Below are 15,018 nucleotides of genomic sequence, written 5' to 3' on the forward strand. Positions count from 1 at the left end.
GCCAGGGCGATGCGCGCTAAACGATGTCCTGCGACTTGGCGAAGCGCGTAATTGCGCGCTGGGTGCCGCGGTTGGCGAGGACCTGGATGATGGCGCTGACGCCCGCCGAGATCAGCGCGAAGGTCAGGGCCGAGTGAAGCGTGGTGGGCACATCGTCGTCGTGGCCCTTGGGCGGCTGTTTGCCGGTGGCTTTCTCCCAGATGTTGTCAACGAGCTTGGTGCCGACGTAGCCGGCGAGCAGGCTGAAGCCGGTGCCGAGCAGTTTGATGAAGATGTTCATTCTTCGGACTCCTTGTGGGAGGAAACAGGGCTTCCCCTAGCCTAGCGTTCCCGGCCGGGCGGTTCGGCCAGGGACGCGGGACCGCCGCTGCTCCGGCTGGCGGCGCGGACGCCCCGAAGCGGCGGCAACCGCGGAGGGCTAGCCTGACGTCCCGGAGCGGCCGAGGATTTCCGAGAGCGCCTCGACCACCAGCTCATGGTCGGCCTTCTGCGGCAACCCGGAGACCGTGACGGTGGCGACCATCCCGGTTCCGCGCAGGTAGATGGGGAAGGCGCCGCCGTGCGCGGCAAACTCCTGCTGGTCGAACCAGGCGTTGTCCTCGATCCTTCCCCCGGCGGCCCGGGCCCGGAGTCCGACCAGCAGCGACGGAACCTCGTACCGCACGGCAGTGCGCTGCTTGGCCCTGATCCAGCGTTCGTTGTCCGGTGTGGCTCCCTCCAGCGCCGCGTGGAACAGCACCTGCTCACCTTTGGTGATATCGATGGCGATCGGGTGCGAACGCTGCCGACCCAGTTCCACCAGGAGGAGACCGAGGTCCAGGGCGTCATCCTTGCTGAACGACGCGAACTGCAGCTCCTCCATTTCGGCGAGGATGCGGCCGACAAGCGCACCCAGGGACCCGTGCGGCTGCGGTTCCGCGGAGTCCGGATCGTAGTCGGGGGAAGACACTGGTGAGTGGGTCAAATGATTCAGCTTCCGTTAGGTGGCCGCCGCGGGTGGCCGGCAGGCCGCGGCGTCCGGAGTTCCCGTGCTGTGTGCGACTCTACCAAGCCGGCCGTTGCGGGTCACCGGCGCCGAAGCCGGCGGATTGTGACGGCGGGCCCCGGAAAACTACCCCTCACGGGTGTAAACTGGTCCACGCCCACAAGGGCGATATTTAGATACGACAGGGGAGCGCCGCCGTCGGGCATCACCGGAAGAATCCGGGGAAACCACAGGTGGGCGCTGAGAGTGCGGACAGCCGCAGACCCTCGAACCTGATCCGGTTAGTACCGGCGCAAGGGAGTCGAGTTCTCAGAGTGCGCGAGGCCGCGGCGGAAGCTGCCGGCCCCGGGTCACTCTCCCCTCCTGTTCCTCAGGAGGACGATATGACTGACACATCAGCCGAGCACACACCTGCAAGGCACGAACCTGCCGGGCACGAACCTGCCAGCCACGAACCTGCCGCGACGCCCGCCAAGCGCAACCAGAACTGGCGTGTGGTGGACATTGTGGTGGCCGCGTTGATCGCGGTGGCCGGCGGCGTGATCTTCTGGGCCTGGTCCCAGGGCGCCAACCTCATTTCCGCCCCCGTCAACGCGTTCTACCCGCCGCTCACCGGGCTCTACGCCGGCGGCTGGATGATCCCCGCGGTGCTGGGCATGCTTATTATCCGCAAACCGGGCGCCGCACTGTTCTGCGAAGCCGTGGCCGCCACCGGCGAGCTGATCATGGGTTCGCAGTACGGCACCACGGTGCTCATCTCCGGCCTGCTGCAGGGCCTGGGCGCCGAGCTGGTCTTCGCCGCCTTTATGTACAAGAAGTTCAACCTGCCGGTGTCCCTGCTGGCCGGTGCCGGGGCGGGCCTGTTCTGCGGCCTGAATGATGCGTTTATGCCCTGGGGCTGGAACATCGCCTACGCCGGCGGCGACAAGCTCGCGTACATCATTTTCACCGCGATCTCCGGCGCCGTGATCGCCGGCGGGCTGTCCTGGCTCGCGACCCGCGGCCTGGCCAGGACCGGCGTGCTGAGTTCCTTTGCCTCCCGCAAGGCCGCCACGGAGCCGGTCTTCTCCTGACGTCCGAACACCGACCATGACATCCTCCGATACGGTCCGCCCGGCCGCGGTCACCGCCCGCGGCTGGGGCTGGCGGCACGCCGGCCGGTCCCGGCCAGCGGTGAGCGGCCTGGACCTGGACATCCGGCCCGGGGAGCGCGTGCTCCTGCTGGGACCCTCGGGTGCCGGCAAGTCCACGCTGCTCCACGCCCTGGCCGGGGTGCTCGGCGACAGCTCCGCGGGCGGGGCCGACCCGGCATGCGGCGCCGCGGCGGACGCCGAGGACGCGGACGAGTCCGGCAGCCTGCTGATCGACGGTGCCCCGCCGCGGTCCCGGCGCGGCCGGGCCGGGCTGATGCAGCAGGACCCGGAGACCCAGGTCGTGCTCTCGCGCCTCGGCGACGACGTCGCCTTCGGCGCGGAGAACCTCTCCGTGCCCCCGGCGGACATCTGGTCACGGGTGGCGGAAGCGCTCGACGACGTCGGGCTGGGACGGCTGCCGCTGGACCACCCGACGTCGTCGCTCTCCGGCGGGCAGAAGCAGCGCCTGGCGCTCGCCGGCATCCTGGCGATGCGCCCCGGGCTGATCCTGCTCGACGAACCCACCGCCAACCTCGATCCCGCCGGGGTGCTGGAGGTCCGCGACGCCGTCGGCCGCTGCCTGGACAAAACCGGCGCCACCCTGGTGGTGGTGGAGCACCGGGTCTCGGTCTGGAAGGACCTCGTGGACCGAATCGTGGTGCTGCAGCCCGGCTCGGCCACGGACTCCGCTGTGCTGATCGACGGGCCGCCGGACCAGGTCCTGGCGCAGGCACGGGACATGCTCACCGCAGCGGGCGTCTGGGTGCCGGGCTACGTGCCCCCGACCCGCGCGCGCGGCGGCGGCACCCGGGACGCCAGCGTCTCGGGCGCATCCGGGGCCTCCGGGGCATCCGCAGGGACCGCCCCCGGCGCCGGCACCGCGGGGCTGCTGCTGGCCGCGGAGGCCCTGGCCGTTTCCCGCGAACGCCCGCGGCGGTCCGGTCCCCGCGGCGGTTTCCGTCCCATCCCGCCCAAGCCCGTGCAGTCCGGCATCACGGCCCAGGTCCGGGCCGGGGAGGCCCTGACCATCACCGGGCCCAACGGCTCGGGGAAGTCCACCTTCGCCCTCACGCTCGCCGGGCTGCTCGCGCCCGTGTCCGGCAGGGTCTCCGCCACCGTGGAACTCAGCGCCGGCGCCGGTATCGATCCGTACCGGTGGAAGGCCCAGCAGCTGATCGCCAGGATCGGCACCGTGTTCCAGGAACCCGAGCACCAGTTCGTCACCGGCCGGGTGTTCGACGAGCTGATGTTCGGGCCCCGGCACCTGGGCCGCGGCGAGGAGCGTGTGGACGAACTGCTGGAGCGGCTGCGGCTGACGGAGCTGGTGGACGCCAATCCCTACACGCTCTCGGGCGGAGAAAAGCGGCGCCTGTCGGTGGCCACCGTCCTCGCCGCCCATCCCCGGGTGCTCGTCCTGGACGAACCCACCTTCGGCCAGGACGCCAACACCTGGGCCGAGCTGGCATCCTTCCTCTCCGAGCTGCTCGACGACGGCACCGCCGTCGTGTCCGTGACGCACGATGCCGAATTCAGCGCTGTCCTCGGCGGCACCGAACTGAGCCTCCGGGCCACGGAACACCGGGAACCGGACCGGGACTCGGGACCCCTACAGCCGGGGAAGGTGGCCGCGCCATGAGGCAGGAACTGACGCTGCGCGGCAACCATGCCCTGCTGACCAAGGCCAACCCGCTGGCGAAATTCACCGCCGTCATGCTCATCACGATGGTGCTGGCCCTGTCCATCGACTGGGTGTCCGCCTCGGTGGCCCTGGCATTCGAGCTGGCGCTTTTGCCGCTGGCCGGGCTGACCCTCGCCTTGCTCTGGCAGCGCGGGTGGCCGCTGATCCTGGCCGCCGCGCTGGGCGGCTGGAGCACCACGATCCTGGCCCCCGACAGCGGGAGCATCCTGCTCGACGCCAGGATCTGGTCCATCAGCGAAGGCTCCCTCGAACTCGGGGTGGGGTTCATGATCCGCGGCCTGGCCATCGCGCTGCCGGCGGTGCTGCTGATGAGCTGCACGGACCCCACGGACCTGGCGGATGCCCTCGCGCAGAAGGCGAAACTGCCGCACCGTTTCGTCCTCGGGACCCTGGCCGCGATGCGGCTCGTGGGACTCATGGCCGAAGAATGGCAGACAATCGGCATGGCACGCCGCGCCCGCGGCGTGGGCTCCCACGGGAATCCGCTGCAGCGGCTCCGCGCCACCCTGGGGCAGAGCTTCGGGCTGCTGGTGCAGGCCGTCCGGCGCGCCTCCCGGCTCGCGGTCACCATGGAAGCCCGGGGCTTCGGCGGCGCACACCGGACCTGGGCACGGAAATCGACCTTCAGCGGCGTGGACGCCTGGGTGCTGCTGGGCGGGGTGCTGATTGCCGGCGCCGCCGTCGCCGCCTCGCTGGCGGCGGGAACGTGGAACATGGTCTTCCTCGCCCGGCAGTAGCTGCAGTTATCGCACGGAGCGGGTATCCCTGTGAGATTAACGGCATGGCGGCCGGAATTACCGCCGCGAATAGATCATCGGTGATATTTTTTAGGTATGACTCAAGAGACCGCTGAAGAAGTTGGCGCCCTGCTCCGCGACGCCCGTGGCCAGAAAGGCTGGACCCAGGGGCAGCTCGCCGCCGAGCTGGGAACCAGCCAGAGCGCGATTGCCCGAATGGAACAGGGCAAGCAGAACCTGAGCCTGAAAATGATCCAGCGGCTCGAGTCCATTTTCGGCCGCAGCATCGTCAAAGTGGGCAGGCCGGCCATGACGCACCTCCGGGTCGAGGGCGGCCGCACCCTGTCCGGCTCCGTCGACGTCAACAGCAGCAAGAACGCCGGCGTCGCCCTGCTCTGCGCCAGCCTGATCAACCGCGGCACCACGACCCTGCGGCGGCTCGCCCGGATCGAAGAGGTCAACCGGATCGTCGAGGTGCTGACCAGCATCGGCGTCGAATGCACCTGGCTCAACGCCAACGACCTGCAGATCCGCCGCCCCGCCGTGCTGGACCTCGATTCGATGGACGTCGAGGCCGCCCGCCGAACCCGCAGTGTCATCATGCTGCTGGGCCCGCTCCTGGATGAATCCAGCGAGTACCGGCTGCCCTACGCCGGCGGCTGCGACCTCGGCACCCGCACCGTACAGCCGCACATGCAGGCGCTGCGCCAGTTCGGCCTCAGCGTCGAGGCCACGGCCGGTTTCTACGCCGTGCAGGCGCCGCCGTCGGACGGGAACGACCGCTCCTTCGTGCTCAGCGAACGCGGCGACACCGTCACCGAAAACGCCATCATGGCCGCCGCGCACCGCAGCGGCACCACTATCATCCGCAACGCCAGCCCCAACTACATGGTGCAGGATCTCTGCTTCTACCTGCAGATGCTCGGCGTCGGGATCGAGGGTGTGGGGACCACCACGCTGAAGATCACCGGCCGCCCCGCCGTCGATGCCGACATCGAATACTTCCCCTCCGAGGACCCGATCGAGGCGATGAGCCTGATCACCGCGGGCATCGTCACGAACTCGGAGGTGACCATCCGGCGCGTCCCGATCGAGTTCATGGAAATCGAACTCGCGACGCTGGAACAGATGGGCCAGCGGCTGGAGGTGTCCGGCGAGTACCTGGCCCGGAACGGGCGCACCCGGCTGGTGGACGTCACGACCCGGACCTCGGAACTGCACGCCCCCGAGGACAAGATCCACCCCATGCCGTTCCCCGGGCTGAACATCGACAATCTGCCCTTCTTCGCGGTCATCGCCGCGAATGCCCAGGGGCAGACGATGATCCACGACTGGGTCTATGACAACCGGGCGATCTATCTGACCGAGCTGAACAAACTCGGCGCCCAGGTGCAGCTGCTGGACCCGCATCGGATCTACGTCAACGGGCCCACCAAATGGCGCGCGGCCGAGGTGGGCTGCCCGCCGGCCCTCCGCCCCGCGGCCTGCCTGCTGCTGGCCATGCTCGCCGCCCGCGGCGTCTCGGAACTGCGCAACATCTACGTGATCGAGCGCGGCTACGAGGACCTGGCCGAGCGGCTCAACACCATCGGCGCGAAAATCGAGTACTTCCAAGACTGAATCCGCTGGACTAATCCAGGCCACGCGGGGTCACTCCGCGTCCGTACGGAGACGCCGCATGGGCGCGGAGTGACCCCGCGGTGAGGTAGCGCGTTTCGTTGGATCCTGACGCACAATAGAGACATGCGCACCTTCGGCGTGGAGGAAGAACTGCTGATAGTGGACCCCGAAACGGGGATGCTGCTTGCCCTCGCCGATGTCATGCTGCCCAGCCTGGTCCCGCCCAAGCGGGACGCGGGCCCGGTTGACCCGGCAAAGCTGCATGACGTCGGGGTGGGCACCGATTTCAGTTACGAACTCAAACTGGAACAGATCGAAACCCAGACGCGGCCGTGCCTGGACTACACCGAACTGCTCAGGCAGCTCAATGAGGGCCGGGCCCTCGCGGACCGCGCCGCCCGGGTGCACGGCGGCCGCGTCGCCGCCCTCGCCACCTCGCCGCACGGCTCCGCCACGCACCTGACGCCGAACCAGCGCTATCTGACGATGCAGCAGCGCTTCGGACTCACGGTCCGGAACCAGCTGACCTGCGGCCTGCACGTCCATACCTTCGTGGAGTCTCCGGAGGAAGGCGTGGCCGTGATGGACCGGATCCGCGACAAGCTCGCGGTGCTGATCGCGCTCAGCGCGAACTCCCCCTACTGGAACGGCGCGGAGACCGGGTTCGAAAGCTACCGCACACAGGCATGGAACCGCTGGCCGGGGTCCGGTCCCACGATGATCTTCGGCAGCCTGCCGGTCTACCGGCGGGTGGTGACCCGGCTGATCGAAAGCGGCGTCCTGATGGATGAAGGGATGATCTACTTCGACGCGCGGCTGTGCCGGCAGCATCCCACCGTGGAGATCCGGGTCGCCGATGTCTGCCTGCGCGCCGAGGACGCGGCGCTGATCGCCGTGCTGGTGCGGGCGCTCGTCGAGTCGGCATCCCGGGAATGGAACGACGGCGTCGATCCCGCCCCGGTGCCGACGCTCCTGCTGCGGATGGCCGCCTGGCAGGCCAGCAACTGCGGCCTCGGCGGGCAGCTGCTCGACTTCGGAACCTTCACCCCGGCCCCCGCCGCGGAGGTGGTCCACGCGCTGGTGGACTTTGTGGCCCCCGTGCTGGAGGAGCAGGGTGAGCTGGACCTGGTGCGGGCCGGCGTCGGCCGGATCCTGGCGGAGGGCACCGGGTCGCAGCTGCAGCGGGAGCCGTTCCACGCCGGCGGGCTCGCCGCCGTTGTCGAACGGGCCGTCGAGGTGACCACCCGGGGAACCGTTACCGGGGACCCGGCGGACCAGGGCTCCTCCCTGGGCCGGGTCCGCCGCGGCCGGCCCTGACGGCGGACCGGAGCCCTAGACCTGCTTGAGCGCCTGGCCGAGGTCGCGGGTCAGGTCCTCGAGGTCCTCGAGACCCACCGAGAGGCGCACGACGCCGTCGGTGAGCCCGATCGCCGCCCGGCCCTCGGGCCCCATGGCGCGGTGCGTTGTGGTGGAGGGGTGGGTGATGAGCGATTTGGAATCGCCCAGGTTGTTGGAGATGTCGATGATCCGCAGCGCATCGAGCAGCGCGAACGCCGCTTCCTTCGCCGAACGCCCGGCGGACGGGGAGAGCTCGAAGGTCAGCACGGTGCCGCCGGCCTTCATCTGCCGGGCGGCCAGCTCGTACTGCGGGTGGGACGGCAGGAGCGGGTACCTGACCCAGCTGACCGCGGGCTGCTCCTCAAGCCATTCGGCCAGCCGCAGCGCGGACGCAGAGGAGTGGTTCACCCGCAGGGCCATGGTCTCCAGCCCCTTGGTCAGCACCCAGGCGTTGAACGCGGAGAGCGCCGGGCCGGTGTGGCGCATGAGCTGCTTGACCGGTCCCTCGATGAACTCCTTGGTGCCCAGGATCGCGCCGCCGAGCACCCGGCCCTGACCGTCGATGTGCTTGGTCCCCGAATACACGACCACGTCCGCGCCGAGCTCCCCGCAGCGCTGCAGCAGGGGGGTGGCAAAGACGTTGTCGACGACGACTGTAGCCCCGGCGGCGTGCGCCAGGTCGCTCACGGCGGCGATGTCCACGATTTCCTGCATCGGGTTCGACGGTGATTCGAAGAAGACCGCCGTCGTCGGTTCGGACAGCGCGGACCGCCACTGCTCCAGGTCCGGGCCGTCCACAAAGACCGTCTCGACGCCCCAGCGGGGAAGGATTTCGTTGAGGATCACGAAGCAGGACCCGAACAGCGAACGGGCCGCGACGACCCGGTCGCCGGCGGCCAGCAGGGCCCCGAGGGCAGTGAAGACCGCGGACATGCCCGAGGCGGTGGCGAAGCAGGCCTCCGTGCCTTCGAGCAGCCGGAGCCGTTCCTGGAAGGTGGCCACCGAGGGGTTGCCGTAGCGGGAATAGACGAAGCGCTCGTCCTCGCCGGTGAACGCACGCTCCGCGGCGGCCGCGGATTCGTACACGAAGCCGGAGTTCAGGAAGATCGGTTCGGACGTTTCCTGGAAGCCTGTGCGGTCGAGTCCGCCGCGGACGGCCTGGGTGTCGGCGCTCCAGCCGGTGGCGTCAGGGTTGAAGGTCACTTAGTGCTTTCCGACGTTGGTGGTGGGCAGGCCGCGGTTTTTCCAGCCGTTGACGGTGCGTTCACCGTAGCGGTCCGGCTCGCCTTCGAAGCCCTCAAGGACGTTGTAGGAGATGAACCCGGCCTCCGTTGCGGCGATCGCCGCGGCGATGGACCGGGCGCCCGAACGGCACAGGAAGACCAGTTCGGTGCTTCCGCCGTCGGGGGCCTGTTGTTTCAGCTGTTCTATGAAGCGCGAATTTGGGATGCCGCCGGCCATGTTCCACTGGATGAAGAGCGGGTCATTGCGCGTTCCGCCCGCCGGCTTGGTGTCCGGGACGCCGATGTGGGCCCATTCGCCCGCGGTGCGGACGTCCACCAGGATGGCGCCGTCCTCCAGCTTGGCCCAGGCCTCGTGCGGGCTGAGGTCCCCGGCGTAACTCACGCGTGGCCCTCGCCGTCGAACTCGAGGTCATCCACGGCATTGGCGACGGCGGCATCCGCGCTGGCGATCGCCGCCGGCAGCACCACGGCCTGCGCCACAATGACGGTGCTGCCGTTGAACGTGGCGGACGGGCTGCCGTGCAGCACGTAGCCCTCGGCGAGGGCGGTCGAGACACGCTCGCAGAAGGCGCGGTCATCGGGGCCGGTGAACAGGCGGAACGCCAGTCTCTCCTCGGCGGCACCGGGGACAGCGGGGGTCGGGGCGGGGGCTGTTTCGGGGACAGCGGGGGCGGACGCGTCAGGCACGACGGATCTCCTTCTTTCACGCTTGCAGCTCGAATGGTCGATATGCCGAGTATTCACCTGAGGCACCCCGCCGCGAAAGGGAGGGTTGCCGACCGGCCAGTCAGGGCTTGGCGCCGGTTCTCATTACTCACCAAAAAACGTAACACCTGCGGCCCCGGCCCGCACCGCCGCCGCCGTCATGTTAAGTAACGCTCCTCCAAACAACGCGGGGTCAGATACGGCCCATCCGGGGGTCCCGAATGGGCCGTATCTGACCCCGCGTTGCTTTCTTGGGGGGGCGGGGCGGCTACTCGATCGTGGCGTACAGCGCGTTGAGCTCCGCGGTGAGCTGCCGGCGCAGCTCCGGGGTGCCGATTTCCTTGCCGTCGATGTGGTTGACGGGCGCCAGCAGCCGGATGCTGGAGATCAGCCACACGGCGTCGGCGTCGTACAGGTCGCGGGGCTCCAGCGGGCCGTAGCCCAGCTCCCAGCCGGCGGCCTTCGCTGCAGTGAACAAGGCGCCCTGCGAGGTGCCGGGCAGGATCCCGCTGTCGAGCTGGGGCGTGATGAGCCGCCGGACGGTGCGGACCCCGCCGGCGCCGTCGTCGGTGGTTTCCACGTGCGCGAGCAGCACGGTCGACGTCGGACCCTCCAGGACCCGGCCGTCCGCGGAGGTGAAGATGACGTCGTCCGCGCCCTGGGCATGCGCGTAGCGCAGCGCGGCCATGTTAACGGCGTAGGACAGGGTCTTGGCGCCCAGCAGCAGCCACGGGGCCCGCTCCCCGATGTCGCTGTCGTAGCCGCGGTCCAGCAGGATGACGTCGATCCCGGTGTCGCGCTGGCGCCTCCCGGCGGGTCCGGGGGCGGAGGCCTGGACCCAGCAGGTGGGCCCGGGCGCACCTTCGACGCCGCGGGTCACGAGGAGCTTGACCACAAGTTCGTCGTCCCCGACGGTTTCGGCGCCCGGCACGTGCCGGCGCCGGTATTCGCTGATCGCCGTCGCGATGGCCCGGCGCCAGGTTTCCTCCGCCGGGATGTCCAGCTCCAGCAGCCGGGCGGACCCGGCCAGCCGGTTCAGGTGCGCCTGGAGCTTGCGGGGCTGCCCGCCCACGGCCAGCAGCGACTCGAAGACCCCGTCGCCGCGGGTGGCGCCCTGGTCCGTCGCCATCAGCTGCGGCTTCGTGGCATCGGCCAGCCGGCCGCCGTCGAACGCCGGATCCAGGAAGACCAGCACCGGGACAGGGGCAGGGGCGGCAGCAGGAGAAGTCATGGCTTCAGCTTAGTGCGGCGGGCTGCGGGATAAGATTTGACGGTTGCCCGTTCCGGAACTGTTCCGCGGGTCTGGAACTTGAGGGGTTCGTCTGTGTTGTGGCCTTTTTCCCTGGCGGAATCCCTGCCGTCCTGGGTACTCCTGATCCTCACCGTGGTTGACCTCGCCATCCGGGTGCTGGCCCTGGGCATCATCCCCGGAAACCGGCGCCCGACCACGGCCATGGCCTGGCTCCTGATCATCTTCTTCGTCCCCGCCGTGGGCCTGGTCCTCTTCCTGCTCTTCGGCAACTTCCGGCTCTCCCGCAAGCGCCGGGCGCAGCAGGACGCCGTGAACACCCGGGTACGCGCCGGCACCTCCGATCTGGCGATGCTGGAAAGCGGCTACGAGGGCCCGGAATGGGTGTCCTCCGCGGCGGAACTGAACAAGACACTGGGCTCGCTGCCGATGGTGGACGGCAACCGCGTGGACCTCCTGCCCGGCTACCCGGACTCGATCAAGGCGATGGCCGCCGCCGTCCGGGACGCCAAGGAATTCGTCAACGCCGAGTTCTACATCCTGAGCTCGGACCACGTCACGGACGAGCTGTTGACCGCGATGGAGGACGCCGCCGAACGCGGCGTCGAAGTCCGCCTCCTGTTCGACCACCTGGGGACCCTGCGGATCAAGGGCTACAGCAGGCTGATCGCCCGGCTCAAGGCCAGCAAGATCCGCTGGCGGCCCATGCTGCCGCTGAACCCGCTGCAGGGGCAGTGGCGCCGTCCGGACCTGCGCAACCACCGCAAAATCATGGTGATCGACGGCGAAATTGCCTTCACCGGCTCGCAGAACCTGATCGAGCCCTCCTACAACAACCCGCGGCACCGCAAGATGGGCCGCGAATGGGTCGAGCTGATGGCGTCCCTGCGCGGGCCGATCGTCACCACGCTCAACGTCGTCTTCGCCACGGACTGGCTCAGCGAAACCGACGAATCCCTCGAGGACCAGCTCGCGCACCGGCCCGAGCTGCACGCCGGGCACGTCACGGCCCAGGTGGTGCCCAGCGGCCCCGGCTTCATCACCGAAAACAACCTGCGGCTCTTCAACACGCTGATCTACTCGGCGCAGCGCAAGATCTCGATCTGCAGCCCGTATTTCGTCCCCGATGATTCGCTGCTGTACGCGGTGACGACGGCGGCGCAGCGCGGCGTCGACGTCGAGCTCTTCGTCTCGGAAAAGGGTGACCAGTTCCTGGTCCACCACGCCCAGCAGTCCTACTACGAGGCGCTACTGGAGGCAGGGGTGCGGATCTACCTGTACAAAGCCCCGTTCGTGCTGCACGCCAAGCACTTCACGATCGACAACGAGGTGGCGGTGCTGGGTTCCAGCAACATGGACATGCGCTCCTTCTCGCTGAACCTCGAGGTCTCGGTGATGCTCCTGGGGGAGGACATCGTGCAGCGGATCAGCGCCGTGGAGGACACCTACCGGGACATTTCGCGCGAGTTGACGCTGGAGGACTGGATGAAGCGGCCGATGGGGGTCAAATACGTGGACAACGTCGCCCGGCTGACGGCGACGCTGCAGTAGCCGGCTTCGCGCAGATGCCCGGCGACCGCCGCCCGCATGTGCCGCGCGGTTGCGGCGGGGCGGGCAGTCAGCCGGCCGGGAACTCCGCGCCGAGCGCCGAGAGGACCCCGAAGGCCTTGGTCCGGATCTCCTCGTACTCCTCCTGCGGCGAGGAATCCGCGGTGATCGCGCCGCCGACGCCGAGGCTGAGTCCGGTGCCGCCTCCGGGCAGTTCCGTGAGCACGAGGGTGCGGATCGCGACCGCCAGGTCGGTGGCGCCGTTGAGCGAGAAGTACCCGATCGCGCCGGAGTACACCCCCCGCGGGGCGCCCTCGAGCCGGTCCAGGATGCCCATGGTGCTGACCTTGGGGGCGCCGGTCATCGAGCCGGCCGGGAAGCAGGCCGCCACGGCCTCGGCCCGCGGCATCCCGGGCCGCAGCCGGGCATCGATGGTGCTCACCATCTGGTGGACCGTGGCGTAGCTTTCGATCGCACAGAGCCGGCTGACCGACACCGAGCCGGGCACGGCGAAGTGGCTGAGGTCGTTGCGCAGCAGGTCCACAATCATGATGTTCTCGGCGCGGTCCTTCGGGGAGGACTCCAGCTCATGCCGCAGCAGCGCGTCCCGGGCCGGGTCCGCGTCCCGGTGCCGGGTGCCCTTGATCGGCTCGGCGCGCATGCTGCCCTCGGCCGTGATGCGCAGGAAACGCTCCGGCGAGGTGCTCGCCACGGTGAGGTCCCCGAACCGCAGGTAGCTCGCGAACGGCGCGGGATTCCTCCGGCGCAGCGCCAGATAGGCCTGCCGGGGGTCCAGGGCGGCGGGGAGTTCCGCTGCCAGCGCGGTGGTCAGGCAGACCTCGTAGGTGTTGCCCTCGGTGATCTCGTGCTGGGCCCGGGTGATTTTGGATTTGTAGGAGACCTCCGAGTCCCGTGCGGCGAAGTCCGGGCCGGGGGCGGACGGTTCGGCGGCGCCGCTGCCGCCGCTGGCGGCCGCTCCCGCCGGCGCTGAGCATGCCTCGGTAGCGGCGCGGGCCGTTTCCAGCCAGCCGCCGGCGTCCGCGGTGTCCAGTGCCAGCAGCCAGACCGTGCCGTCCACATGGTCCAGCACCACCGCGCGGCCGGCGAACAGCAGGCAGGCGTCGGGGGAGCCGGCCGTGACGTCGCTGCCGCCGGTCTCGCGTTTGAGCTCGTAGCCGAGGTAGCCCAGCCAGCCCAGGGTGAACTCGCAGGGGTAGCCGGCCGGGGCGCGGAGGTCAGGGCGGCCCCAGACCCCGTCGAGCCAGCGGAAGAACGGCCCCTCGGTCCGGACGCTGGCGTTGCCGACGCTGACGCGGGTGGTGCCCGAACTGTGCCGGACCGACTGGCCGAGCGGGCCGCCGTCGTCCGCCAGGATGCTGAAGCGGCTCCGTTCCGCCGCGGCGCTGCCGTCCGGTGCGAGGGACGAGTCGAGCCAGACGGCGTTGGCGGAGCGGCCGAACAGGGAGCCGAAGAGCCGGGCCGGGTCCGGGGCCGCGTCGATCCGTTCGGCGCGGAGCTGCAGGCCGCGGCGGGCGCCAAGCTCGGGGACGAGGGTCGGGGCAAGCGCAGGCAGGTATTGGAGCGCCTGCAGCACCTCCGCGGGAGCGGCACCGTCGGCGAGATTGAGCACGCGGATATCGGCGCGGGCGGGAACGTCGTCCCCGGCCAGCCATGCCTGCTCCTGTGCGGCCCACTCATCCCAGTAGGGTTCGTAGCTGTCGCCGTCGCGGGCCAGGGCCCTGCTGCGCCGGTCGTGTTCGGGCGAATCGGCCCAGACAACGGCGCCGAGGAACGGGCGGGCGGCTTCCGCGGCGGCGCCTACCCCTTCCACCAGGACGATTTCGGCCGGCTGGGTCGTGCGCGTGGCGCCGTCGTAGTGCGCGTTCCAGTCCCAGCTGACCCATTCGGCCGGATCACCGCGGTGCAGCGGGGCCAGGACGGTCGAGACGTAGCGTTCAATACCGGCCGCGAGGCCGTTCCAGCCGGGGTAGATGTCCTCCAGATGGAAGAGGGAAACCTTGTGGTGTTCGCGGAGCCGTGCCGCCAGTTCGATCGCCAGGGTGGTCTTGCCTGCGCCGGAGCGTCCGTCGATGGCGATGATGACGGGTGCGGGACTCATGAAATAGAGCGTACCGGCTGCCCTGCGGTGCCGGGGTGCCGCCCGTCCGGCCGTGGACGCCGGGCGAGCTCGGCCCGGACGTGGGCCACGATCCCGGGAAGCGCGGCGTGGATCAGGGTCCAGGTCAGGTCGAAGTCGGCGTGGCCGCCGTACCAGGGGTCTTCGATGCCCTGGTCCAGGGGATCCCTGCCCGCGACGGCCGGGTCAAAGCTGCGCAGCATCCGGATCTTGGACAGCGACGCGCGGTCCGGCGCCGCCTGCTGCAGCCAGCCGAAATGGTCCACGTCCAGGGCCAGGATGAGGTCGCGGCTCTGGAACCATTCCGCCTGCCATTCGCGCGCCACGTGGCGGTCCGAGGGGATGCTGTGGGCGGTGAGCTTGCGGGCGGCCCGGGGATCAATCGGCCGGCCCACCTCGTAGGCCGTGGTTCCTGCCGAATCCACGACGGCGCCGGCCAGACCCTCCGCGGCGATGGCCTCCGCGAGCATCAACTCGGCCATCGGCGACCGGCAGATGTTTCCGGTGCAGACCGCGATGATCCGGTACTGGCTCGACATTGAGGTCATAGTCCAAGCATGAATCATGCGGGTCCTCTTGGCCAGTTCCGGGCAGGGGATATTACAGAGCCTGTCACACTTGTA

14 protein-coding genes and 2 riboswitches are annotated in these 15,018 nt (G+C 69.5%); of the genes, 6 read left to right on the top strand and 8 right to left on the bottom strand.

Going from position 1 to position 15,018, the window contains the following annotated elements; translation table 11 throughout:
• Positions 1–16 precede the first annotated feature (16 nt).
• Positions 17–280, bottom strand: coding sequence for a DUF4235 domain-containing protein (locus tag J2W14_RS18155; protein WP_307465113.1), 264 nt, complete (start codon positions 278–280; stop codon positions 17–19).
• Between the two features lie 138 nt (positions 281–418).
• The gene (locus J2W14_RS18160; RefSeq protein WP_307465114.1) at positions 419–949 is read right to left on the bottom strand and encodes a heme-degrading domain-containing protein; all 531 of its coding nucleotides are present in this window, start codon (positions 947–949) and stop codon (positions 419–421) included.
• Positions 950–1,158: 209 nt separating this feature from the next.
• Positions 1,159–1,302, top strand: a riboswitch (TPP riboswitch).
• A gap of 66 nt (positions 1,303–1,368) precedes the next feature.
• Between J2W14_RS18160 and J2W14_RS18165 the strand changes: the two genes are divergently transcribed.
• From J2W14_RS18165 to J2W14_RS18185, 5 genes are all read left to right on the top strand, one after another.
• The gene (locus J2W14_RS18165; protein WP_307465116.1) at positions 1,369–2,058 is read left to right on the top strand and encodes an ECF transporter S component; all 690 of its coding nucleotides are present in this window, start codon (positions 1,369–1,371) and stop codon (positions 2,056–2,058) included.
• A 16-nt stretch (positions 2,059–2,074) separates the two neighbouring features.
• Positions 2,075–3,754 (top strand): ABC transporter ATP-binding protein, encoded by a 1,680-nt coding sequence (locus J2W14_RS18170; protein WP_307465117.1) that lies wholly within the window; start codon positions 2,075–2,077, stop codon positions 3,752–3,754.
• Positions 3,751–4,554: an energy-coupling factor transporter transmembrane component T family protein gene (locus J2W14_RS18175; protein ID WP_307465119.1), complete on the top strand. Its 804-nt coding sequence runs from the start codon at positions 3,751–3,753 to the stop codon at positions 4,552–4,554. The genes J2W14_RS18170 and J2W14_RS18175 overlap by 4 nt, the downstream gene beginning before the upstream one ends.
• 96 nt (positions 4,555–4,650) lie before the next feature.
• Positions 4,651–6,174: a UDP-N-acetylglucosamine 1-carboxyvinyltransferase gene (locus J2W14_RS18180; protein ID WP_307465121.1), complete on the top strand. Its 1,524-nt coding sequence runs from the start codon at positions 4,651–4,653 to the stop codon at positions 6,172–6,174.
• Between the two features lie 123 nt (positions 6,175–6,297).
• Positions 6,298–7,491, top strand: coding sequence for a glutamate--cysteine ligase 2 (locus tag J2W14_RS18185; RefSeq protein WP_307465123.1), 1,194 nt, complete (start codon positions 6,298–6,300; stop codon positions 7,489–7,491).
• A gap of 15 nt (positions 7,492–7,506) precedes the next feature.
• Here J2W14_RS18185 and J2W14_RS18190 read toward each other — a convergent pair whose 3' ends face one another.
• The 4 genes from J2W14_RS18190 to J2W14_RS18205 form a co-directional block, all read right to left on the bottom strand.
• Positions 7,507–8,715: an O-succinylhomoserine sulfhydrylase gene (locus J2W14_RS18190; RefSeq protein WP_307465125.1), complete on the bottom strand. Its 1,209-nt coding sequence runs from the start codon at positions 8,713–8,715 to the stop codon at positions 7,507–7,509.
• Positions 8,716–9,138 (bottom strand): rhodanese-like domain-containing protein, encoded by a 423-nt coding sequence (locus J2W14_RS18195; protein WP_307465127.1) that lies wholly within the window; start codon positions 9,136–9,138, stop codon positions 8,716–8,718.
• Entirely contained in the window at positions 9,135–9,362 is a 228-nt protein-coding gene (locus J2W14_RS18200; protein ID WP_307465280.1) for a DUF1737 domain-containing protein, read from the bottom strand. The genes J2W14_RS18195 and J2W14_RS18200 overlap by 4 nt, the downstream gene beginning before the upstream one ends.
• 94 nt (positions 9,363–9,456) lie before the next feature.
• A riboswitch (SAM riboswitch) is annotated at positions 9,457–9,571 on the bottom strand.
• 158 nt (positions 9,572–9,729) lie between these two features.
• Complete coding sequence (locus J2W14_RS18205; protein ID WP_307465129.1) at positions 9,730–10,692, bottom strand: aminodeoxychorismate lyase; 963 nt, start codon at positions 10,690–10,692, stop codon at positions 9,730–9,732.
• A gap of 93 nt (positions 10,693–10,785) precedes the next feature.
• Here J2W14_RS18205 and cls point away from each other — a divergent pair, with 93 nt between their 5' ends.
• A complete protein-coding gene (cls, locus tag J2W14_RS18210) occupies positions 10,786–12,261 on the top strand; it encodes a cardiolipin synthase (RefSeq protein ID WP_307465131.1) in 1,476 nt (491 codons plus the stop codon).
• 67 nt (positions 12,262–12,328) lie between these two features.
• Here the strand turns inward: cls and pabB are convergent, their stop codons facing one another.
• Together pabB and J2W14_RS18220 are read right to left on the bottom strand one after the other, a co-directional pair.
• Positions 12,329–14,377, bottom strand: coding sequence for an aminodeoxychorismate synthase component I (pabB, locus tag J2W14_RS18215; protein ID WP_307465133.1), 2,049 nt, complete (start codon positions 14,375–14,377; stop codon positions 12,329–12,331).
• A complete protein-coding gene (locus tag J2W14_RS18220) occupies positions 14,374–14,943 on the bottom strand; it encodes a low molecular weight protein-tyrosine-phosphatase (protein ID WP_307465134.1) in 570 nt (189 codons plus the stop codon). The genes pabB and J2W14_RS18220 overlap by 4 nt, the downstream gene beginning before the upstream one ends.
• Positions 14,944–15,018 lie beyond the last annotated feature (75 nt).

Origin of the sequence: Pseudarthrobacter oxydans (genome assembly GCF_030812335.1) — a bacterium.
Classification (GTDB): Bacteria; Actinomycetota; Actinomycetes; order Actinomycetales; family Micrococcaceae; genus Arthrobacter; species Arthrobacter oxydans_B.

What these genes read in the sequence shown, in the direction of transcription:
- J2W14_RS18185 (WP_307465123.1), top strand. Translation starts at nt 6,298, where the DNA reads ATGCGCACCTTCGGCGTGGAGGAAGAACTGCTGATAGTGGACCCCGAA.
- J2W14_RS18175 (WP_307465119.1), top strand. Translation starts at nt 3,751, where the DNA reads ATGAGGCAGGAACTGACGCTGCGCGGCAACCATGCCCTGCTGACCAAG.
- J2W14_RS18220 (WP_307465134.1), bottom strand. Translation starts at nt 14,943, where the DNA reads ATGACCTCAATGTCGAGCCAGTACCGGATCATCGCGGTCTGCACCGGA.
- pabB (WP_307465133.1), bottom strand. Translation starts at nt 14,377, where the DNA reads ATGAGTCCCGCACCCGTCATCATCGCCATCGACGGACGCTCCGGCGCA.
- J2W14_RS18165 (WP_307465116.1), top strand. Translation starts at nt 1,369, where the DNA reads ATGACTGACACATCAGCCGAGCACACACCTGCAAGGCACGAACCTGCC.
- J2W14_RS18155 (WP_307465113.1), bottom strand. Translation starts at nt 280, where the DNA reads ATGAACATCTTCATCAAACTGCTCGGCACCGGCTTCAGCCTGCTCGCC.
- J2W14_RS18205 (WP_307465129.1), bottom strand. Translation starts at nt 10,692, where the DNA reads ATGACTTCTCCTGCTGCCGCCCCTGCCCCTGTCCCGGTGCTGGTCTTC.
- J2W14_RS18180 (WP_307465121.1), top strand. Translation starts at nt 4,651, where the DNA reads ATGACTCAAGAGACCGCTGAAGAAGTTGGCGCCCTGCTCCGCGACGCC.
- J2W14_RS18170 (WP_307465117.1), top strand. Translation starts at nt 2,075, where the DNA reads ATGACATCCTCCGATACGGTCCGCCCGGCCGCGGTCACCGCCCGCGGC.